Raw genomic sequence first — 20,202 nt, 5'->3', positions numbered from 1 at the left:
ACGCTCGTTCGCTCTTCCCTTATTTCCATGCCCTTTCTCTCCAACGCCACCCGGCCGTTTGCGCGGTCTCGGTGGCGTTTTTATTTCAGCTACAGGAGAACTCCCATGCTCAAAGGTTTAGCCATCACACCCCCGATTTTGGGCCGAATTTCCATCGGCAAGATCGTCGAAAGGAACGGCAAACGTCTGCCGGAGAAAGATGATCAGTTTACCATTACTTCGCAGGTTCAGAGCCGCGACGGCTGGCTGCTGCATCCACTCAATGAGGAGCTGCGCAACGGCCAGGACGGCAAGTTACGCAGCGTTCCGATCCGTTTGTTATTCAACGAACCGGACCTCAATTTTAGGGCTGACTACAGCCTGTTCGACCGTAACACCGGCCGGCCGCTGTGCGTCGGTAACGGCGAAACCTGCAAGCGTTTGACCAAGGATGGCATCCAGTCGTTGCCCTGCCCTTCACCTGACGGCTGTGCACTGGCTCAGGGCAATGCCTGCAAGCCTTACGGCCGGCTGAACGTGGTAATTGGCGATGACGATCCGCTGGGCAGTTTTGTCTTTCGCACCACGGGTTACAACAGCATCCGCACCCTGGCAGCACGCCTGCATTACCTGCAAGCCATCTCCGGCAATCGGCTGGCCTGTCTGCCGCTGGAGTTGCGTCTACGCGGCAAGTCCACCCGCCAGAGCCATGGCACGCCGATCTTCTATGTGGACATCACGGTACGCAGTGGCCTGAGTCTAGAAGACGCCTTGCTGGAAGCCAAACAACTGGAGGAAACCCGGCAAGCCGCGGGCTTTGACCAGAGCGCCTTGGATCAAGCGGCCCGGCAGGGTTTTAACAACGGGGCCTTTGAAGACAGCGAGGAGGAAAGCGGGGCCATCGTCGAAGAGTTCTTCCCCGCCCTTGAAGATCAACCCGGCCCTGTAGAGCCCCAAGGCCAACGGACAGCGCCTGCCCAATCCTCACTCGCACAAAAGTTGGAGTCGCAAGTCACTCGGCACGACAGCAAATCCACCGTCCAGTAACTGGATTTCTCAACCCGCCCTTCGCATTCGTACAGGAATACCCGCATGAAATATCACAAACTTATAGCCGGTGAAATGACCGGCACGTATGTCATGGAATCCCCGGTCACCGAAGCGGACATCCTGCAGATGGCTCAACAACTGGCGATGAGTCGCCTGTCTAAAGGCCGGTCACTGACTGAGCCAAAGCAGGTCTTCAGCCACCTGCAAACACTGCTGCAATACCACGAGTACGAAGTCTTTGCACTGCTGCTGCTCGACAGCAAACACCGGGTTATAGGGTTCAGGGAGTTGTTTAGAGGCACGCTGGATGGAGCCAGCGCGTATCCACGGGAAGTGGTCAAGATCGCCCTTGAACACAACGCCGCGGCCGTAATTTTGGTTCACAATCATCCCTCAGGCGACCCGGAGCCCAGCCAAGCCGATCGCACTCTGACCACAACCTTCAAGAACGCGCTCAACATGATTGGCACCCAGACGTTGGATCATATCGTTGTGGGCAGCGAAGGCTGCGTATCGATGGCTGAACGGGGCTACTTATAGCGGCTTCCTTTTCATTCTCAATTCATCCAATGGGCTGCACCTGACTTGGGTCGGTGCAGCCCATCGGCATGAGTTGCCTCTGCAGCAGTTAATGCCTATCCCCTTTTCGGTGAGGAAATGTCATGAGCGTCATCCGTTTTCTTTTTTTGCTATTCACCTTTTTCGGCGTTCTGGCCAGCTGTGCTGCTGCCGTACTTATGGTGGTTGTCCTACTGCGCTTTCCCCCGCTACTGATTGCCGTGCTACTGGCCTGCTGGATCTTCAGCCGACTGCAGAACAGCACAGACAAACCCTCTCAATGAACGGCATAGACCAGCGTGAGCAGCTTAAAGGTTGCTCACGCGGGGGCCTGACCATTCCTCTTTTGCCACATTAGTCGCGACTTCAGCACTACACAACCAATCAAATTCTCCAATGCGGCAGCTTCCAAAGAAGCCCAGCTCTATGTCAATGCGACGCTAGTAGATCGTGCTCAGGTTTTGCAACTGATGAAGGCCACGACGTTTCCAACAACAGTACGAACTGGCGGCAGACGCCTCGGATGGCCTTGCTGTTGTCTTTTCGGAAGTTGGCGATGGTCTTGAAATTCGGCAACAAACGCCTGGTCAACCACATCAGCTCAACGTTGCATTGAGCTGATGTGGTTGAGATAGCCGTAGATGTAGATCTCGTACAAACCGCCAATCGAATGCAGTGTTTGCTCGGCCACCGGCCCTCGCAGTTGCTAGGCACGTCCGCGACCTCATCGACAGGAAAGATACCTGCGAGCAGATGAGACGCTTCCTGCTCGATCATGGCGCGCTACACGGGCCCATTATCGTCTGCTACAACCAAACGCACGGCATCCACTACCGTAATCCTTGGTCTCAGCCTTACAGAGGTAACTGACCCGATAGAAGTATCGATCCATTTCTTCCGGGTCATCCTGAGAGAGGTGGTACGTGGCGTTTGCAGGGATATTCACCAAGCCATCAGCCTCCTCGAACGGAATCCTCAAAGCACTGGCCCAAGCAGCTTGAATGCGGCTGTATAGATTCTCCGTCTCTGATTGAAATCGCCCCACTTTGTGGTAAGCATCCCGATTGAGTAGCAGCACGAAGTGGTAGTGTGGCCGCCCCTGCCGCCCAATCTCCCTGACCCAGCACCAGCGAACACTAGTTCGATGAGCAGAGCCATTCAGGCGCTTTGAGCGCTTACGAGCTGATTGAATCCTGAAGGTCAAGGAATCGACAAACCTGGAGATGACGGTATTGCGTAAATCGGGTACTGAATCGTCAGGAAAACGTGGATCGAAACGTAATGCGAACACCTCGCGATGATCACTCAGTGCGAGCTGAGTCGTTTCGTACAGACGTTCAAGGTATTCAGAAATGAAGGGGCTGTAGGGCACCATTACCGGATGACCGCGAAAGCTGTCCTCGTGGTGCAGATGAAGATTGCTGTTGCCGATGTGACGCTTGGATTGGTTAGCCATGAAGGTGATCCGCTGAGTGAATACATAAACTCAGTGGGATGAGTATTTATTTACGGCTTGATCACCAATGGACTGACCTCGGATCAGCGTCTGGCGCTGATCCTGTGACTGGCTGAGCTATAGCAGAGTGAAGGAGTTCATGGTGCTTACCCCCATCAAGAGGGGAAGCCTAATAGCCCTCTGAGTAGGACCTAGATTGGTATCTATATTGATGATTGGTGATGTAAGGATCTATTAGCCTTTAGAAGATTAGTAATGATTAATAGAGGGTGTAGTAATAATACTAATACCGAGATCCACTACTCCGCTCCAGCCAGGGAGTAGAGCAGCGAATTACTGGAGAGCGCGGCGAGAACGTAGTCTTTTCAGTGATTCAGAGACTCTGGAACTAAACCACTGGTTTGGAGCGACAAGGTCAGCAGAAACGCCTCGCCACCAAGGTACTCAGCGCTTGTCTACAAGTTCTGCCGAACGTAAGTGCGGCGACCGCTGGGGCTCATACGGCATACAGGCATCACGACGGGAGTTAACTCCCGTCGTGATGCCTGTACATTGCTAATCGCGCTCTCTACTCAGGCTGTTGTTTAGTCAGTCAGGTCGCGCGCCTCGATCCTGGCCAAGATCCAATCGTGTACCTCTCCCTCTACCCAGCCCACGCAACGCTCCCCTAGAGAAACCGGCTTCGGGAACGTACTTTCAGCGATGTACTTGTAGATGGTCGACCGGGCCAAACCGGTCGAGTCGATAACGTCTTTCAGGCGAATGATCCTCATGAACGGGGCTCCTCTGTTCGTTCAGAGGATGGGCAGGGGCGGTATAAAAATAATTACCACCTCCACACCGCATGAATCGACTCGTCACTTCCTGAAGCTTTGAAACCACTCAGATTCGCGCAGGCAAACTACGTGAAGCGATGGCTATTTAGCTACAGCCTCACTATACGAACACTCTCTCCCTCGGCTACTACAGTCAGCCGCCCGCCTGGAGATGTTAATAGGCCGTAGCAAAATCGATCCTCAAGAATAATTTCCTGCTCCGCTGAAAACACTGCTGGGAAAGGCATTCTCAAATCGACTACATGACACCCACTTTCCTTACTTACAGCGCGGGAAGCCGAAAGCACGGACACGAATGGAAAAATTGAGTGCCCTCCATTTGAAACGACGGGACTCGGAAGAATCTGGTGATCCATTAAATGGAAATCTAAACGAACGACTAACTGCATTGCAGCTTGCACCCTTCGAGCCTTGCGGAGAGCAGCCAAATAAAGTGAATTCACAAGTTGCTGCAACTCGCCCTCATTGGGAAATACGTCACCTTCACTTCCGGTCGTTGTTCGTGGCGGTTCAAAATCCTCCCGAATACGATCCATCAAGACAGTGTTGTGCGCGTGAGGAAAACTACTGAGTGACGTCCAGCTCGTAGACAAGAAGCAGGATGCATATTCATCAACTCTGACTTGAAAAATGCGTGAAACTGCTAACTGATGCTTATCATGGAAAAATGCTAGGAACCTATCATTCGAATGTATTTCTTCCCTGAACCGTACGGCCGCCTCCCCCTCGATTTCTTCACCCGCCCATGGGTAGCACGATACGATTGAAGTCACTAATTGTCGGGGGCCCGCCAAATCGGGATGATTTAAATTTAGGAAGTAAAAGCTCTTAGTTGGTCTGAAGAGAACGGTGCTAGTCGCGCCAGGCACGTGCGCCCTGATCAGCCCGCCTGTCAAAAGTGTCTTTATCCGATTGCTCAAACGCTCACTGGTTAATCCGGTCAGCTTTGATAAATCAGCATGCCCAAGCGTACGAACAACGCCAAGCCGATCAGCCCGGCATAGCAGTACAGCCATAATCAGGCGATTCACATTACTCAGACGGCCAACCTGCCTAGTCTTCCTGACAGCTCTCCCCCGCACCAGAGCCCTTTCCAGCTGGACATCCTCACAATCCACTTCTGTTGGATAGTCCACAGGAGGCCTTTCTGTAGTCACCCGCGGTTGTTGCAATAGCTCGGCGATAGCCTCCAAGTGACAACTTGGGGACTCCGCGACACTGAGACAGCTGCCAGAGTCGCCCTTGATCCACTCTTTTGACGCCCGATAGAACCGTCCCGCGCGACCTTTGTTGCCTGTCAACTCGGAACGGCAAATGAGCGCCCCTACAGCGACTAGTGCCTTCAAAGACGCAGACATCACTGGCTCCGATACGCCAAAACTTTGCGCCATTTCTTTTGTAGAAAGCCCCTCGGACTCACGATATCCAAAGGACAAAACGAAGCATGCCAAGCAGTACCTAGACTCTGGCCCAAGCTCGTCACAGCGGGTGGTAAGCGCATCTAAAAGCATAAGTCTTCCGTGATAACCTCGTGATTGACTTTATATTACATTAGAAAATACACCCTGTATTTTTATTAAATATTATTCGTACCCCTATGAATAATTAGCCGTGGTAAAGTGACCAAAAAATAGACTTGAGTCACTTTATGAGCAATCAATCCCACTACCTGGCCTGGATCAACGAAAATGAAACCGGCCTAGCCGCTTGGATTCGCAGATACCTGACAAAGAGAGGGAAAAGCCTTCCGCGCAGCCTTCTTAAGCCCAATGAACTGGGTGGAATCAAAAGAGAGATTGAGAGGTGGCCGACTACCGGCCCAGAGGGCGACACGACATGGAAGCTATTGCGGCAAATGAACGAGGCCTGGACTCAGCAAAAGATCAGAGATAAGAGAAAGAAGAACAAGCAAAAGGCCTGTAGCTTCGTTCTATCCTCTGCCGCACAGAAAAATCTTCAGCAACTGACCAACGCGCATGGGCATGGCACTGCCGCTGATTGCCTTGAATGGCTACTGCAGAACAGCGGTGCTCAGTTCAAGGCCGCTGACAAGGAAAGGAAAGAGACAAAGGAACGACACAACGAAGAGTTGCGGGGAAAACAGAGCCATATCGACGCTCTAGGCCATCTTTTAGGCCATACGCTATGGGAACTTGCTATATCAACCACTGAATTGATTGAAGCCAGAAAGACGTGTCAGACACTCTGCGGCGCTCAAGAAGGTGAAATTGAAAAAGCATACGGAGTTGCGCGTAAAAATGCGATTGGACGGATCTCAGGACTAACGCACCTATCACCAAAACATATTGCCGGACTCATTCAACGGCCAAGTAGTGAAAAAATTACAACCAGCGAGCCAAATACTCTGCCAGCCAAACTAGGGCAGCCTTCTACTTCAAACATCGAACCTCCCAACTCGCTAGAGCAAGAACACCTGAAAGCAGAGAATTACAAGGTCGGAGGGATTAGCACTGCACGCCCAGAAGAGCCTTTAAAACTCGTAGGTCCCACTGAACAGTTCCCAAATATGACGAATCCAGATGATGCTGTGGAACTTCCCGGAGAACCAGAACATTTTGAGCAATCACACACGCAACTAGAATTTTCTATAGAGGGGGTGAAACTACCAAAACGCGGAAAACTCTCTACCGATACGCAAAAGTCACTTTCAAAGCTTTTTCTTCCACCAAAGCAGCAGGGTTTAGTTCCATTAGAGCCGGACGATGCCAGCGATTGATTCAGGTCGCTGGTTCCCATCTCAACCATGCACAGAACTAGAGGCCTCAAAGCTGTCTTTCTGCGCTGATCGAGCAAGCAGATGAAAGTCGCCGCACCATGCATAACGATGTTCGACAACAGGCAGCCAAGGAAAAAGACAGAAAATCAAAGCGAACGACTGAATTCAGCCCGTTAAAGTTCAACTGAACATCACCACGAAGCACTGCTTGAACGGATGAGCAACTGGGAGCTGTCCTTGGCGCAAGCTCAGCCATAGCTCTATAGGGCCGACACAGACACGGAGACGCTGGTCCGGGACAAGATGGTCCAATCGAGGAAAGAGACTAAGAAAGCCATTTTCAGGCAGGATATTACGATACCGAAAGCGGCGTGGTTGCCAAGTCGGCGCCTGGAGCAATACTGACGATCTCAACATGATGATGGACGACCACTATCAACATGAATAGAAAACCTACCAGAATGATTTAACAGGCCACCCTGAGTACCTGTAGCACACCCTGACGAGTTAGAACCTATTCAGGATTACAAGCACACAGAAAATCATTCACAGTGCCGAAACCGATCTGCCAATACTCGATGAAAATGAGGGGGCAGGCACTTCAGACTAACAATGCGGACCAACATCGTTTCAACCCGAAACCCACCCAAGTGAGCGCGGAGAAAAATCTACAGCCTAGGTGGCCTGAATTTGGCAATCTGGCCGTCGATCATCCCCATGAAATTCGTAGGAAATACTGAAAATCCAAGTGGGGGAACAAATGGGGGAACAGAATACGACGGATACAAAAAAGCCCCGTAAAACGGGGCCTTTAGGTTAAAATTTGGCGGTGAAGGAGAGATTCGAACTCTCGATACAATTTCTTGTATACACACTTTCCAGGCGTGCTCCTTAAGCCACTCGGACACTTCACCGTATCTCGTCAAACATGTTCTGTCTGTCGAGGCGCGCTAATGTAGTCGAAAGCTTTTCTGATGGCAAACTTTTTTTGCAGAATTTTCATGCGCTTAGCGTTTTAGTCGTTCCTGTCGGTTCCGGGCGATGGCAAACCTGCCAATCTCTGGCTTCGCGCCCTCTTCTATAAGGAGAGGAATGCACGGCGGGAGTGGCGAGCTACGCTTGCCCGGCGGGGAAAGGGTGACTGGCGGGTCAGTCACGGCGCTTTACCTGGCCTGCGGCGGTGGGTAACGTCTGCCCCAACTTTCATACAAGGAATAGCGTCATGAGTGAGTTGATTTCCTATCAACCCCCATAATTCGTAATCGCTGGTCAAAGCCTTATATTCTAAGGGCTACGGAATATTCGCTGTCTATTTCTGAATATATTATCGAGCGCCGTGGACACAATGTGGACACTTGGTGCCCGATTGCAAGAGCCTACTCGTCGTCCAGTTCTTCAGGCCGAAATCGCATAATAGTGGCGCATTCGCCGTCCAGCCGTACCGATACTCCATACGGGCTGACACTCCCTACCACCGTACCGTAGGGCTCCTCCCAAGGCCGACGCTGCAATACCCTTTCTCTCGGTACGCTGACGCGCTTACCGTGTCGAAGCTTACTAATGTCCATAGACTTCCTGAGTGACAAAAAGAAACTGAGCTCATGCTATCCCAACGATGTGGGTATATCGGTGAGTGCGATGCTGCGAAATGCCGTGGCTGACCCGCAAAGCCCGTCCTACTGAGTCCCCACCCTCGACCTGAAACATGACCTTCCAACTACGCTGCTATGCTTCCAGCTTTCCGAATGGAGTCGAAGCCATGGCCAGCGAATATTCCCTCCCAATTGTCCTCGAAAAAATCTACGAAAATCAGTTGGCCCTTGAAGCAGCGGTCATGGAATTGACGCTCCTGGTAGAGCAGCAAGGCTTCGCGGATGTCGGCGACAACGCCCGTAATGCCTTGGATCGAATTGGCGAGAATGCTGGTTTCATTAAGCAGGGTTTAGCGCGCCTCAGAGCGATTGAAAAGGATTAGATATTGGCTCTGTCCTTGGCTCTTTAAAAGGCAGATATCGGCCAAAAGCAGCCATTCAGACACCCCCACCCAGCTACTCCAGGACGATCTAATTGGGCTGCGACTGGCGAGATGCCTATGGCTCCTGCTTAGGCCCCATTAATGAGGTGAACCGGCTATTGAGCGAACTCGCAAGGAGACTCCCCAAAACGAATTCTTAGGGTTCAAAATGATTAGTCCGTTGTAATCTGGCTAGAATCAGTGCTGCGTCAGTCGAGTAGAGGTGAAGCATGGGTACAACGTCACTCGTGGCCTGGATCGCTCTCGCGGTTTCGGCGTTCAGTTTCTTGTTCAACGTGATTGGATTCTACCGGTCTAGGGCAAAGGACCTTTTCAGCTTACGCCAAGAGGTACTTATAAAAGCGGAAAAAACGCGGTCGTCCTGGGCTAGATCGATCCAAAACAACAAATCGCTGATTCACAAAGCAGAAGTTAACAATCGGCTTGAGCCAGAATTGCGAGCCATGCTCATTAATTTTCTAGGGGGCCATCAGGAGTTTTTGGAGCAATGTGAGGCAGATGCCTCGGCCTTTACTATGGACGTCTATGAGAACGGGGCGAAATTCACTGAGAGCAAATGCCGTGAATATCTACGGATGCTCGATCCAAATCTAGAAGTTTTTGAGAGGACTGAAGGGGTAGCTGAACGTAAGTATATTGAATTGATGGAACGAGCCGAGGCCGCTGGGCGCATGTCTCCTGTCTAGTGTGGGCTGGGACCGATCCCAGTGTGTTTTTAGCGCAAGTTTTGAAGGCAGCAATAGTTACAGCTGGAGTATGCGATTAGAAATACATGTTTTGATTGATTTTTGTTTGTAGCCATAAGGATGGATATATGCAAGTGTTATCGCTGGTGGTCAACATTTCAATGCTTGCCTCTATTGGCATACTTATATGGCTGCTAAAATATTATTTACCGAATTACGCTAAGGAAAAGGCAAAAAACCTTGCCACAAAGGAAGATATTGCAAATATTACAGATAAGATTGAGTCGGTTAAAACAGATTACGCAAAGCAACTTGAGCTTCATAAGATGGATATCTGGCGTGAGCAACAAGCCCATTTGTGGTCAAAGGAAGAAGTTAAAGTAAAAATTGATACATTTAAGAAGGCGGTTGTCACCGTCGCCAAGTTAAATAATCTTATTCTTAAACATCAGATGCTATCATCAAGTCGCGAATTAGCCCTTGCTGCGGCGGGTGTGGCTAAAAGTGAAAACGATAATGATATGCACAAGCTGCATTGGGAGATGTATATTCAATATAGAGAAAAGGCAGAGCTTTCATACGTTGCGTTTAGGGATGTTATTGTGGAAATAGGTGAATTGTTCGCACTGTTTTCGGTTTATTTTAATACTGAAATGTCTGACTCGTTACAGCGGATTCTGGGCCTTGCACACGGTGCGATTGGTTTGAAGATGACTTCAGATCAGTTTTATTCGCGCTTGAAACTTGAGTATCATGATTGCCAAGATATAGATATGGCCCGTGAAAAAGTCGGAGCTTATTATGATCGCCTTTGTGATGGGCAAGTGCCTACCGCGGAGTCGAATAAGTTTTTTGATCTGCTTAAATCATATATTAGGTTGGCGCGAGAGGAAACAAGTCAATAAAAGTAAGGCTGTGCGCGCTTTATTAGTTTTGTTGGCTGTTGAGTTTACAGCTCTATTTAAGATCTTAATGCCTGATTCTCACAAATTGCAACGAAATAATTGGCCGGATTCAGCCGTTGCCGACCGATAGATATGGGGCGGAAGCGTTTGATCGCGAACAGCTGTCTCGACGATTAGCGGATGTCAATGCCGACCTCGGTTGCGCGAAAGAGTGTATCAAATAAGCAGGAAATGTTAGACCTGTTCCAGTTTTTTAGAATCTCTCACTATTTTTTCGCACTCCATAATAATATACTCAGGGATTGTGTCGAATTTTGAAGGGTTAAGCTGACATATAAATTCGTTCTCAATATGATAGGTTTCATTGATGAACTTCTTAACCACAGAATTTCCCACCTCCAAATCTAATAATCGAAAAACCTGTAACCGCTCATAACCGTTCGAGCAACTCAAGTACAGGGCTCTCATTTGATCTATATCAAGTAATCGCTTTAACAATTTGGCATAGGAAAAAAGCGGTATATGGGTCAGAATATCAGTAAGCCCGTCGTCAAATTTGACTAGCTCCATCTCGGGATATAAGTTTTCAGGGTTTTTTTGTTCCCTCGTATCTATTGCATGCTCTCTTTTGTGTAGTAAGTTGGATAACACCTGGTAAGCATCGCCTCTGTTATCGCTGATCTCAAAAGAGCGCCTTAAATAGATCAGCTTAATAATATCGTCTTTTTCAGATGCTAGTGTACTTTCGCATATCTGGAAAAAGGTTTGAATATCCTCTTTGCTGATAGTGCACTCGCAAATTTTCCCGCTTGTAAATTTTAAAAATGAGGTAGATGTTTGATTGCTAAATTTATCTGAAAGTGACCTGACTGTATCGATTATAGGCTCTACATCATGAGTAAGCATCAGAACAGTTTTACCCTTCAGACATGAACTCGCTTCCCTGCGGAAGAGCATTTCTAATATGGCATATTTTTTGTTTTTGTCGAAGGATGAGATTGGATCATCGAGAATGACGAGATCCGGTTTTTTAGAAAGGCATTCATACATAAACAAGACTAAAGCAAACGCATTTCTTTCGCCGAAGCTTAGGTGCTGAGTTCCTCCATTAAGATGCAGTTCATGATCAATGTGTCTCAACCTTAATTGAGCTTTATCATCTTCACCTGCAATCTCAACAGAATAGCTGTATCCAGCATAGGATAAGAATTCATTTATATCTCTTTGATGACGCTCTACAGTCTTTTTTATTTCGCTTCGCTGTTGATTGATTTTTCCTTGAAGTTCACCGGCACGCGCAATCAATTTGTCAATCGCGGCGTTTATAGGGTGGATGGCTGCCTGCATTTTGGTCGAGTCAAGCTCAGGGAAAAATTTTAGATCAAGTTTATAGGCCGGCAATTGCTCAGCTACTTTAATATTGCCTTTGAATTGAAATGTAGAAACAGATTTGATCCTTTCGAGATTCTCGACAAGGTTATCAATTTGTTTTTTTATAGTAGTAATAGCTTCCTCGTGTTCTTTGTTAAGGCCTTCCGTGAGTTCTGTTATTGCCAAAATTCTTTCTTTTGCCCCGTCGGACAAGTAGTTGCCGAGCTTCTCGAACGCTCCAATTATGATAATCAAGTTCTTGATAATGTTTTTGTCATACTCCTCTCCTACTTTTCTGATCTGCTCTTTTTTATCCACTGCATTTGATGTGCAAAAAGGACAATTATCTGAAAGTTCTGAAAATTCATACCCTTTTGTCTGCCAATCTATCCAGCTCACGCTTTGTTTACTTTGGATAAAAGGAGTGTAGGACTCCAAGCCGGCAGGAACATGTTTTATTTTATTGCCGGAAGACAATCCTTTCATGCCGGCAGACTTTTTATCCAACCCAGCTTTACTTAGGCGAAATGCACCACCCATTTCCTTTAGCGTTGATATTAAGGTTTCCAACTCTTGGTTATCTGAAAAGATGTCTCTTATGTCGGAAACTAGTTTTTCTGCTTCCAGCTCAATAAGCTTGTAAACTTCTGTCCTAATGAATATATCAAAGCTGTTGCTAAGTAATTCGTCTTGTTGAAAAACGAACTGACTGACATACTCTTCGTTGAAGCACATAATCGTGTTTAACTGTTCTGCGCCTGTGATTTCAGGCCGCTTGTTTTCAGGGTTATTTTTTCGCAGCTTAAATGGCATAAGTTCGGCCAAGAGATTGTTATCTCGCTTCGCGCCAAGAAGAATAGCTTTGGCGATCGTGCTTTTCCCTGTGCCATTAGGCGCAAATTTTATGTTTAGTTTCTGTAACTCAAGCAAAATAGCGGCAAAGTCAATATTATTGCAGTTTCTAATTTCTATCCCTATCGAAGCCATATTTGCTCCAAATCCTACTTATAGAAATAGAAGAGCATAGTCGTTCCGTAGCTTGGTGCCAGTACACGGATGGGCTTTCTTATCATGAGCAGGAAAAGACAGCAATTCGCTTTCAAGCATCTCCCAGTCGAACGTCCGCTTATGGCCGATTTCTGCCCGTCGCGACCGTCAGGTTTGGGTCGATTGCGGTCACCCGAATTGGCCATCTCACCGCTGGTCACCTGTGAAATGCGCTAAACGGCCTGAAAGCCCCCTGCGCCGGGGATTCCAGGCAATTTGATACCCATTCTGAAACACGTCAAAAGCTCCCCTGGTGCGAGCTATTAAGAAATCAAAAACTCGATAAGACGCATGTTTTCGAACGACACTCCCTTGCAAACCGGGGCCTTTAGAAATCGGCCACCGACCTGGCTTGCTTTGGGTGTTGCGCAAAGCTGCTGCACTTCTTTGCAAAACCTTGCACTCCGTGAAATAGCCAGATACCTCACAGGCCCCGCAGCAGGCTTGGGCGCCGCCTTGATTTACACCACCACCCGATTTGCACATAAAAGGAACGCAAACACCGTCGGCGGGAGGGGGATAAGTGCTTTTTTCCGATGATTTTTTGTGAACCGGGGAATTTTTCAGGCTTTGGTGTTCCAACACCTGGACACGAGCTATTTACGTAGTCGAGTTTGGGAAACGTCTGATTGTTTTCTATTTATGAGTGTGGGCAAGGTACTGCCTCTATGAAATCTGATATGGAAGTCAAAAATGACTGGCAAGCCTGCTGCACGCAAGACCGATACCGTGAGCTGTCCTCGCTGTGGTGGAACAGCCATCGAATCCGGATCACCGAATGTATTTTTTGATGGTCTACCCGCTGCCCGGGTAACTGACTGCACCACCTGCGGCAGTATTTTGACCATGGCCGCCATGTCCTCGGTTCAGATCAATGGCCAGGCCGCACTGGTCACCGGCTCACAAGGAACGCATGGCGACACCATTACGGGTGGGTCATCGAGCATCATCATCGGCAACAACTTCACACCTGCACCTGTTTCGCCGGTTGGTCCGATGCTCGCGCATCTGGTTGAGCCTTCCAGCTACCCCCCCCCGATCACTGTACCTGCGTCTACCCTACCGCCGGCCGTAACTGCTGATGTCTCGGTTTTAGAGGAGGAAGAAGAGGAAGAAGAGCTCGATGATGAGAAACCGGTGGGTATTACTTTACGCATTGGCGTGTTCTTCGATGGCACATTGAACAATGCGAATAACAGCGTGATGGGGCAGCTGTGTGGCGCAACCCACGCCATCAAGCCTGAGGACCTGGACGCCAGTTGCAGACCGTATATGGCTGATCCGGAAAGCAGCTACGCGAACGATACATCGAACATAAAAAAACTCAGCGATTTGTATTATGTAAGTGAAGAGATTGACGAGTCCTCGCACCAGGGTAGCGTGTCCCAGATGCTTTACGTTGACGGAATAGGTACGTCGACCGGTCAAGCAGACAGCATGTTAGGCGCTAGCATGGGGCGCGGGACAGCGGGCGTAAGCGGTAAAGTAGAGGATGCTTTCCGTGAAATTGGGAAAAGGATTTTCCGGCTTTTCCAGACCTCCCCCGATTCTAAAATCGTAAGCCTTACTTTTGATGTTTTTGGTTTCAGCCGAGGCGCAGCTGCTGCACGCCACTTTGCCAATGAGGTGGCTCTAGGTCAGCAAGGCCCCTTGGGGCAAACCATTAAGATGTTTCGACGAGCCTTCCACGAAACTTTCAGCGGTGAATACCATCACGATATCAACGTTGGATTTATTGGCTTGTTTGATACTGTGCCGTCAGTAGGTGGCTTGGCCAATCTGGGCTATATACGTAGCCAAACACAACCAGGGCTCAAACTGTACCTATCTCGCAGCTCGTTTCCCAATGTAGTCCAATTGGCTGCTCGGGATGAAATCCGTGCCAACTTCGCCTTGAATCGAGTAAAACCCGATCACCTGGAAATCACATTGCCCGGTGTCCACTCGGATCTTGGCGGCGGGTACTTTCCTGAATCCGAAGAGAACCTGCTGATCAGCCCTATGCAGGCGCTGGATGTTCCCGTCACGACAGACGTGAAATACACCTCGATCTACCGCGACGCGCAACAGGTGAAGGCGCAGTGGGAAGCCAAAGGCTGGCCATCCGAAATGCTGGAGGTCGTGACTCCCTATGTTCGGGGTTTACCTCCATCTCAACAGGATCGTTTGAACCCTTACAAACGTGTCTATGCGGCGTTGCAGCTCAAGAAATCCGTGCGAGGCGAGCTGTCGCGGGTTTACCTGCGAGTCATGTACGAGTTGGCCAAGCAACGAGGAGTTAAGTTTGAGCACCTTGATGAGCAATATCCAACTTACACCATCCCATCGGAGCTTCAGGCGCTGTGTGACCGCTTCGTCGCGGGTGACTACAGTACAACTCCCGCCGAGGAGCAACTGCTCAAATTGAAGTACATTCACACCTCGGCCAGCTGGAACCCACCGACAATCTTGCAAGGTTCAACACCTCGGACCAGTGCGGGTTTACTCTACTTTAATGCCCCAACCACGGACGGGATTCGCGTACAACATCCCCATGTACCCGACTAGGAGTCAAAATTTTGCGATCACTATGGATCTTGTTGGGGGCTTTGCTTGTGGGTGCCTGCCAAGCGAAAGAGCTTTCGGGAGAGCATCTGGACCCAGACGCAGTGCCATGGGAACTCGGTTTTACCGAACCCAATTTTATGAGGGTTTGGGTAGAAGACAGTGCGGTAGTTGATATCGATGGCGTCTTGTATCGTCGAGTTGGGAGCGGCGTAGCAGCGGGAGGAAAAAGCAGTAAAGCAGACGCCGCTCGTGGTTGGCGCAAGGGGATTGGGGGTAACGAAAAAACCGTAGTAGGGGCCAAAATTCCTGTTCGTATCTATGTGCGCTGGCAATCGCTTGTCGAGCCGCAAACCTACCAAGGTTGGTTTGAAATACCGGAAAGTGCGCGGCAAATATTGCGCGATGCAGTGACAAAAGATTGCCTGGAATATCCGGAAGTAAAGGACTTACGAGCAGGAGGGTCTGTTCAACTTGGTCTTGCCCCTGGCGGGGTAGTACAAATTTGGGTGCGAGATCAGTGCCAACGGCCAATTAAAGTCGCACGCGGCCAAGCCACGATTGAACCCAAGGGGCCTGCTTTAGGACTCTCCCATGGTAGTTACTTCCCTTTGGAAGATGACTCTAAACGCTATATCGAAAAGAACGGCATCCCCTACGGAAGCTGGTGAATAACCGGTTGTTCAGCCCGCCCATTGGCGGGCTTTTTTCTGTCCGTTACATCAGGCCGTAGGCTCGATGCAGCTCAACTGAAGCGGCTTCAATATCGGAGTTATTCAGAGCTCGGTCGTACGCTCGGATAAATGCGTAGCCACCCACAAGTCCTGCTGTGGCCAGCGCCGATCCTTGGCCACCCAGAATATTCCGCCCACTGACAGACGCCCCCGTCGCGCCTTCAACGATAGGGCTGGTACCGACTTTAATTTTTGAGGTTGGGCCGTCGAAAACAGCAAGAATGACCGTCCACTCGGTCGATTTATCACCGCTTTCCAGTCGACTGGCCGCTGAGATACTTTCATAGAAGCCATTCGCACCTGGTGCGAGGATCTGGGCACCCGAAGCCATCAGACGCGCCTGATTCGCTGCGAAGGCAGAAGCCTTCACGACCATCGCGTAAGTCATCGACTGCGCGACCGCGACCGTCCCCGAGCCGTTTCCGATCTGCTGTGTCCCGTCAAATAAAACGGCTGGGTTACCGCTTGGGCCACCGGTCAGCGAAAACTTCGGTTTCCCCCAGCCCGTGTACTGGAAATTAAAGGTGCGGTTGACGATCGGCGCCGGCCCGTTTGCCAGCCAGGTGTCGATGGCGGCTCCGTCGGCCAGCGCTGCCAGACTGGCGGCATCGAGCTCGTAGATGATGTTCGACTGCACATCAGGGATGGTTGGCGTATCGGGCAGCGGGTTGGACAACACACCAGGTGCGCTAATCACGAGGGAAAACATTTGATGCTCCTTACTGCGTTCAGCGCAGCGCGGTGTAGAAAAATTCAGAAATCACAGGGGCACCCTTCGCCGGATCCGGATGGATCTTGTCATCACTGATCAGCGGGGTTTGGCCGGTGCTGGCGTACTTCGCGGGGTCGCCCATGGCGGCGTATTGCATATCCATAAAGGCAATGCACTGCGTCCAGCACCATGCGGCAGCGAGCTTGGCGTAGGCACTCATGGGGTACTGGCTGGATCGCGTGGTGTCCCAACGCATGGCGACGATGAAGGATGCCCCGGGATGGACTTCCAGGTGAGTCGCAACCACGCCCTGCAGGTTGGCGAGAAAGGTCGCCGGCGTAACCGACGCGCCCTGGTCATTGCCGCCCAGCATCACCAGCACGGCGTCCGCAGGAATGAAGCCCGTGGCGGACTTCTGCTGCGTTAACCAGGCTGCATCGTTCTTGTACCAGTCACCCGACGCCGAACCGCTGGCCGCGCACTTGGAAACGACCACCCCCGATGCACTGTTTTCGGTGTAGATGCCAAACAGCGTCGGCGTGCCGGTGACGACTTCCATGCGGAACTTCCAGTTACTGCCGACAGGCAGGACCGGGAAAGGCATTTGCTGGGGGCCAACCCCGGACAAAGACAGCGTGTTCCACTCCTGGGCATCACCCCAGCGATACCGCAGGGTGGAACTCGTGCCGTCACCCAGGAACAACAGCTTCGCCTTCGTCGCTGCGGTCGAGATATCCGCGGTGTCGACGGCGGTGATGCTCACGTAATCACCCACAGCCCCCGCCTTGATCGTCCTGTTATCGGGACTGGCCGTACCCAGTGGCGATAGCGTCCAGCTACCGCCGAAGTAGGTCAGGCTGCCATTGGTGTACAGGAAGTTTTTTGTGCCCAGGGACGAGCCGTGGTTGAAGCCGATGTAACCCGAACCGCCGAAGCCAAAGTCTTTGGCTAAAAATCGGGTGAGGTCATTCATGTAGAAGTTGTGGGCGGCGGAATATGAGTCGCCGATGATTTTCAGGTACAGCTTTACCCCAGGCACACCGGCGCGAATCTGGCCTTGTTTCATGCGCAACTTAGGCAGGTTGGAAATGTTGTTGTAAGCGGTTTTTGGATGGCTGTCGTCACTGCCGATCAGCGGTTTCAGCCGCTTGGCCCAACGAAAGATCACCCAGTCCGGCACCTGTCCGTCTGTGTCACGGATCGACAAGTCAGTCAGACGCCCCAGGGCATCAGGAAACGCATACAGTAGCCCCGGGACATACGCTGGCTTGACGCCCAGGTACTTGTACAACATTTTCAGAGCCCAATTGCTCGGCCCGCCATCCCGGTTGTTGATGCCCATCCACGTTTCATGTCCAGCAGAGTCACGCACAGCCACCAACGTGTCATTGACGCTCTGAACTTTGAATTTGCTCTGAACGAAGTTGTTGATCGTTTCAACGGCGGTCGAGCTCGGGTAGCGCGTTTGCTCAACCGCCACCCCCGCTTCATTTTTAAACAGAATGAGCGACTGGGCGTTCTCCGGTGAAACCACCGTGAAGAACATGCCGTCGGTTGTCGTGCGCAACCCTTCCGCCGTACTGGCTTTCACGCCGGCGGCCAACTGGGCGGCGTCCCTTGCCGATTCTGCGCGTAACGCCGCGCCGTTCGCCTCCGCCAAGGACTCAGTGACGTCCAGGAACTGGACAGGCAAACGGTAATCCCGTTTCCCTTTGGTGATGCGCAGGTCATACAGCCCGTTCGGTGCAGCAAACTGCGCCAGTCCGTTTGCGTCGACCAGGAAAGGGTTCAACAACCCCAAGCCGTTGCTTTTACGCAAACCGAAAACGATGTTCTCGGTCCCGCGCTCGTACAGGTAGCAGGTCGCACCTGGCAAGGCGTTGCCCAGGTCATCCTGTGCAAAAAAACTCTTGAGTTCCAAATTAGGCTCCGGTGATGGGCTTGAGCTGCCCAGTAAGCTGTAGGCCGGTACCGGCGTTGGTAGTGAAGTTAGCAGCGTTGGCGGGAACAGGGCTCGGTCCGTGGACGTGGGCCGCCAGTTCGGTGTTCATCTGCGTGACCAGGTCGATCAGATCGCACAGCACCTGCAGTACGTTCACCGACTCAGAACCCAGCCAGGTCTTGGGGGCGATACTGCGGCGGGCGCCTTCGATGCGCTCGAGCAGCTCGCCTCCCACCGTCAGATTGAGTTTTTGGCCCACCACCTGATTGAGGTCGCGCCCGCTGGCCAGGTGCAGGTCATCCAGCGCGGCCAGGCTGGCGGATCCGCCCGACAGCAGCTTGAGCGCGCCGATCGCTTCGATCGTCTTGATGCCCCCGACCGACTCGGTCGAATGGTCGTCCACCGCCACCGTACTGCTCTGGTGGCGCTCGACGTTGCTCAGGCTCTCAACCTCGCGTTCGATCGACTTGTCCTGGATCCGCCCATCGGTCTGGCGCAGCCAGTTGCCGTCCGCGTCGGCGCGTTGCTGGGCCGCCTCGCTGTGCTGCCACACCTGGTCACCTTTCGGCACCTTTGGCAGGCTCAGCCCGTGCGGCAGGATCGCCTGGATAAACGGCTTGCTTGGCAGGCCATAGGCGAAAGACACGACGACCCGCGTCCCTTCTTCAGGGAACGCGAAAAAGCCCATCTCATCGCCGCCCATGGGCATGGGCAGCGGCACGCCGGCGAGCACCGGCAAGTCCGGATCCGGCTCATCGTCCTCACCCAACAGTTCGAGGTCCACCGCAAAGCGCGGACGGAAGTCGTCGCAGATCCCGGCGCCGGCGGGGGCATCCGCCACACCCACCACACGGGCGAAGCGCGGCAGGTGATAACCGCCGGTGAGTTCGGGAAATTGCCGCTCTACGCTGCGGCGGATTGCGTCTTCCATCGGATCGCCATTTGGTTGCCGGCGAGCGTCACGTTGGTGATCCGCTCGCCTTGGTTGATGGATGCACCTGGTCGCAACCCGGGAAGGGCCGCGATCATCGCGCTATGATTGTTTTGGTAGCCGTTGAAGAGCTCGACGGGCAGCTGCAGCGGCGATCGGGAACCGAAAAAGCCGTCAGCCCAACTGCCCACAAACACTTCGCCGTCGCCTTGCTGCTGCCAGATAAAGTCGGGGATCCCGAACACCCGGGACAGGCTGTCCATGGCCTGATAGCCGGCGGCCAGGTTGTAGAAGAACGGGGCTTTGACTTTGGCGTATGCCTTGTCCGGCACTCGAAAGCTCAGCCCGGTTTTCTGGTTGATCTCGCTCAGCACCGTGCTCAGATCCGCATGGCGCAGATTGAGCGGCAAGGGGTTGGCCAGGATCGCCGCGAGCTCACGACAGAACAGCACTTGCTCGATCGCATTGGACGGCGTGCAACGCTCGACATACCCAATGAAGTGACGCTGCAGCGGGCTGTCGTTGTAGCCGATATCGAGCGTCACCAGCCCCTTCACCGACGCCGCCGCTTGAATGGTCAGCGTGGCGCGGCCGGGGGTGCGCAGTTCAAGGCGAACGTCATCGGCGATCAGGGGATAGACCACGCCACCGATGGTCAGCACCTTGTGCAGTTTCATGC

The 20,202-nt window shown here is 51.7% G+C and carries 16 protein-coding genes, 1 tRNA gene and 1 pseudogene; 9 read left to right on the top strand and 9 right to left on the bottom strand.

Annotated elements, in window-relative coordinates; all coding sequences use genetic code 11:
• The first annotated feature begins 105 nt into the window (after nt 1–105).
• The 3 genes from ACA051_RS10075 (at nt 106) to ACA051_RS10065 (ending at nt 1,871) form a co-directional block, all read left to right on the top strand.
• Entirely contained in the window at nt 106–1,026 is a 921-nt protein-coding gene (locus ACA051_RS10075; protein ID WP_497374585.1) for a recombination directionality factor, read from the top strand.
• 45 nt (nt 1,027–1,071) lie between these two features.
• A complete protein-coding gene (gene radC / locus ACA051_RS10070; protein ID WP_497374583.1) occupies nt 1,072–1,569 on the top strand; it encodes a RadC family protein in 498 nt (165 codons plus the stop codon).
• A 122-nt stretch (nt 1,570–1,691) separates the two neighbouring features.
• Entirely contained in the window at nt 1,692–1,871 is a 180-nt protein-coding gene (locus ACA051_RS10065; RefSeq protein ID WP_497374581.1) for a hypothetical protein, read from the top strand.
• 202 nt (nt 1,872–2,073) lie between these two features.
• Here ACA051_RS10065 and ACA051_RS10060 read toward each other — a convergent pair.
• The 3 genes and pseudogenes from ACA051_RS10060 to ACA051_RS10050 all read right to left on the bottom strand — a co-directional run.
• Nucleotides 2,074–2,245, bottom strand: a pseudogene (locus tag ACA051_RS10060) (IS5/IS1182 family transposase); the annotation flags it as partial.
• A gap of 138 nt (nt 2,246–2,383) precedes the next feature.
• Nucleotides 2,384–3,043, bottom strand: a complete 660-nt coding sequence (locus tag ACA051_RS10055; RefSeq protein ID WP_497374579.1) for an inovirus Gp2 family protein — start codon at nt 3,041–3,043, stop codon at nt 2,384–2,386.
• A gap of 584 nt (nt 3,044–3,627) precedes the next feature.
• Nucleotides 3,628–3,816 carry a helix-turn-helix transcriptional regulator gene (locus ACA051_RS10050; RefSeq protein ID WP_497374577.1) on the bottom strand — a complete coding sequence of 63 codons (189 nt, stop codon included), beginning with the start codon at nt 3,814–3,816 and terminating at the stop codon, nt 3,628–3,630.
• A gap of 1,711 nt (nt 3,817–5,527) precedes the next feature.
• Here ACA051_RS10050 and ACA051_RS10045 point away from each other — a divergent pair.
• Nucleotides 5,528–6,616, top strand: a complete 1,089-nt coding sequence (locus tag ACA051_RS10045; RefSeq protein WP_497374575.1) for a hypothetical protein — start codon at nt 5,528–5,530, stop codon at nt 6,614–6,616.
• Between the two features lie 824 nt (nt 6,617–7,440).
• Here ACA051_RS10045 and ACA051_RS10040 read toward each other — a convergent pair.
• Nucleotides 7,441–7,530 (bottom strand) — tRNA-Ser (locus tag ACA051_RS10040).
• 845 nt (nt 7,531–8,375) lie between these two features.
• Here ACA051_RS10040 and ACA051_RS10035 point away from each other — a divergent pair.
• From ACA051_RS10035 to ACA051_RS10025, 3 genes are all read left to right on the top strand, one after another.
• Entirely contained in the window at nt 8,376–8,591 is a 216-nt protein-coding gene (locus ACA051_RS10035) for a hypothetical protein (RefSeq protein WP_497374573.1), read from the top strand.
• Nucleotides 8,592–8,860: 269 nt separating this feature from the next.
• The gene (locus ACA051_RS10030; protein WP_497374571.1) at nt 8,861–9,337 is read left to right on the top strand and encodes a hypothetical protein; all 477 of its coding nucleotides are present in this window, start codon (nt 8,861–8,863) and stop codon (nt 9,335–9,337) included.
• 128 nt (nt 9,338–9,465) lie between these two features.
• Nucleotides 9,466–10,242, top strand: a complete 777-nt coding sequence (locus ACA051_RS10025) for a hypothetical protein (protein ID WP_497374569.1) — start codon at nt 9,466–9,468, stop codon at nt 10,240–10,242.
• A gap of 234 nt (nt 10,243–10,476) precedes the next feature.
• Here the strand turns inward: ACA051_RS10025 and ACA051_RS10020 are convergent, their stop codons facing one another.
• Nucleotides 10,477–12,600, bottom strand: coding sequence for an AAA family ATPase (locus ACA051_RS10020; protein ID WP_497374567.1), 2,124 nt, complete (start codon nt 12,598–12,600; stop codon nt 10,477–10,479).
• A gap of 753 nt (nt 12,601–13,353) precedes the next feature.
• Here ACA051_RS10020 and ACA051_RS10015 point away from each other — a divergent pair.
• The gene (locus ACA051_RS10015; protein WP_497374565.1) at nt 13,354–15,207 is read left to right on the top strand and encodes a PAAR domain-containing protein; all 1,854 of its coding nucleotides are present in this window, start codon (nt 13,354–13,356) and stop codon (nt 15,205–15,207) included.
• An 11-nt stretch (nt 15,208–15,218) separates the two neighbouring features.
• Nucleotides 15,219–15,875 carry a DUF2931 family protein gene (locus ACA051_RS10010; RefSeq protein ID WP_497374563.1) on the top strand — a complete coding sequence of 219 codons (657 nt, stop codon included), beginning with the start codon at nt 15,219–15,221 and terminating at the stop codon, nt 15,873–15,875.
• A 46-nt stretch (nt 15,876–15,921) separates the two neighbouring features.
• On the opposite strand, the gene ACA051_RS10005 is transcribed toward ACA051_RS10010, so the two are convergent.
• Genes ACA051_RS10005 through ACA051_RS09990 form a run of 4 tightly spaced genes read right to left on the bottom strand, consistent with a single transcriptional unit; the run spans nt 15,922 to nt 20,200 of the window.
• Nucleotides 15,922–16,647 carry a hypothetical protein gene (locus tag ACA051_RS10005; protein ID WP_497374561.1) on the bottom strand — a complete coding sequence of 242 codons (726 nt, stop codon included), beginning with the start codon at nt 16,645–16,647 and terminating at the stop codon, nt 15,922–15,924.
• 19 nt (nt 16,648–16,666) lie between these two features.
• A complete protein-coding gene (locus ACA051_RS10000; RefSeq protein ID WP_497374559.1) occupies nt 16,667–18,571 on the bottom strand; it encodes an SGNH/GDSL hydrolase family protein in 1,905 nt (634 codons plus the stop codon).
• Nucleotide 18,572: 1 nt separating this feature from the next.
• Complete coding sequence (locus ACA051_RS09995; RefSeq protein ID WP_497374557.1) at nt 18,573–19,523, bottom strand: hypothetical protein; 951 nt, start codon at nt 19,521–19,523, stop codon at nt 18,573–18,575.
• A complete protein-coding gene (locus ACA051_RS09990; protein WP_497374555.1) occupies nt 19,496–20,200 on the bottom strand; it encodes a hypothetical protein in 705 nt (234 codons plus the stop codon). Before ACA051_RS09990 ends, ACA051_RS09995 begins: the two co-directional genes overlap by 28 nt.
• Nucleotides 20,201–20,202 lie beyond the last annotated feature (2 nt).

This window comes from Pseudomonas sp. LBUM1669 (assembly GCF_059695705.1).
This window is presented reverse-complemented; position numbering and strand designations above follow the sequence as displayed.

Coding starts and splice junctions, on each gene's coding strand:
- ACA051_RS10045 (WP_497374575.1), top strand. CDS start 5,528: ATGAGCAATCAATCCCACTACCTGGCCTGGATCAACGAAAATGAAACC.
- ACA051_RS10005 (WP_497374561.1), bottom strand. CDS start 16,647: ATGTTTTCCCTCGTGATTAGCGCACCTGGTGTGTTGTCCAACCCGCTG.
- ACA051_RS10065 (WP_497374581.1), top strand. CDS start 1,692: ATGAGCGTCATCCGTTTTCTTTTTTTGCTATTCACCTTTTTCGGCGTT.
- ACA051_RS09990 (WP_497374555.1), bottom strand. CDS start 20,200: ATGAAACTGCACAAGGTGCTGACCATCGGTGGCGTGGTCTATCCCCTG.
- ACA051_RS10055 (WP_497374579.1), bottom strand. CDS start 3,043: ATGGCTAACCAATCCAAGCGTCACATCGGCAACAGCAATCTTCATCTG.
- ACA051_RS10020 (WP_497374567.1), bottom strand. CDS start 12,600: ATGGCTTCGATAGGGATAGAAATTAGAAACTGCAATAATATTGACTTT.
- ACA051_RS10050 (WP_497374577.1), bottom strand. CDS start 3,816: ATGAGGATCATTCGCCTGAAAGACGTTATCGACTCGACCGGTTTGGCC.
- radC (WP_497374583.1), top strand. CDS start 1,072: ATGAAATATCACAAACTTATAGCCGGTGAAATGACCGGCACGTATGTC.
- ACA051_RS10025 (WP_497374569.1), top strand. CDS start 9,466: ATGCAAGTGTTATCGCTGGTGGTCAACATTTCAATGCTTGCCTCTATT.
- ACA051_RS10035 (WP_497374573.1), top strand. CDS start 8,376: ATGGCCAGCGAATATTCCCTCCCAATTGTCCTCGAAAAAATCTACGAA.
- ACA051_RS09995 (WP_497374557.1), bottom strand. CDS start 19,523: ATGGAAGACGCAATCCGCCGCAGCGTAGAGCGGCAATTTCCCGAACTC.
- ACA051_RS10030 (WP_497374571.1), top strand. CDS start 8,861: ATGGGTACAACGTCACTCGTGGCCTGGATCGCTCTCGCGGTTTCGGCG.
- ACA051_RS10015 (WP_497374565.1), top strand. CDS start 13,354: ATGACTGGCAAGCCTGCTGCACGCAAGACCGATACCGTGAGCTGTCCT.
- ACA051_RS10075 (WP_497374585.1), top strand. CDS start 106: ATGCTCAAAGGTTTAGCCATCACACCCCCGATTTTGGGCCGAATTTCC.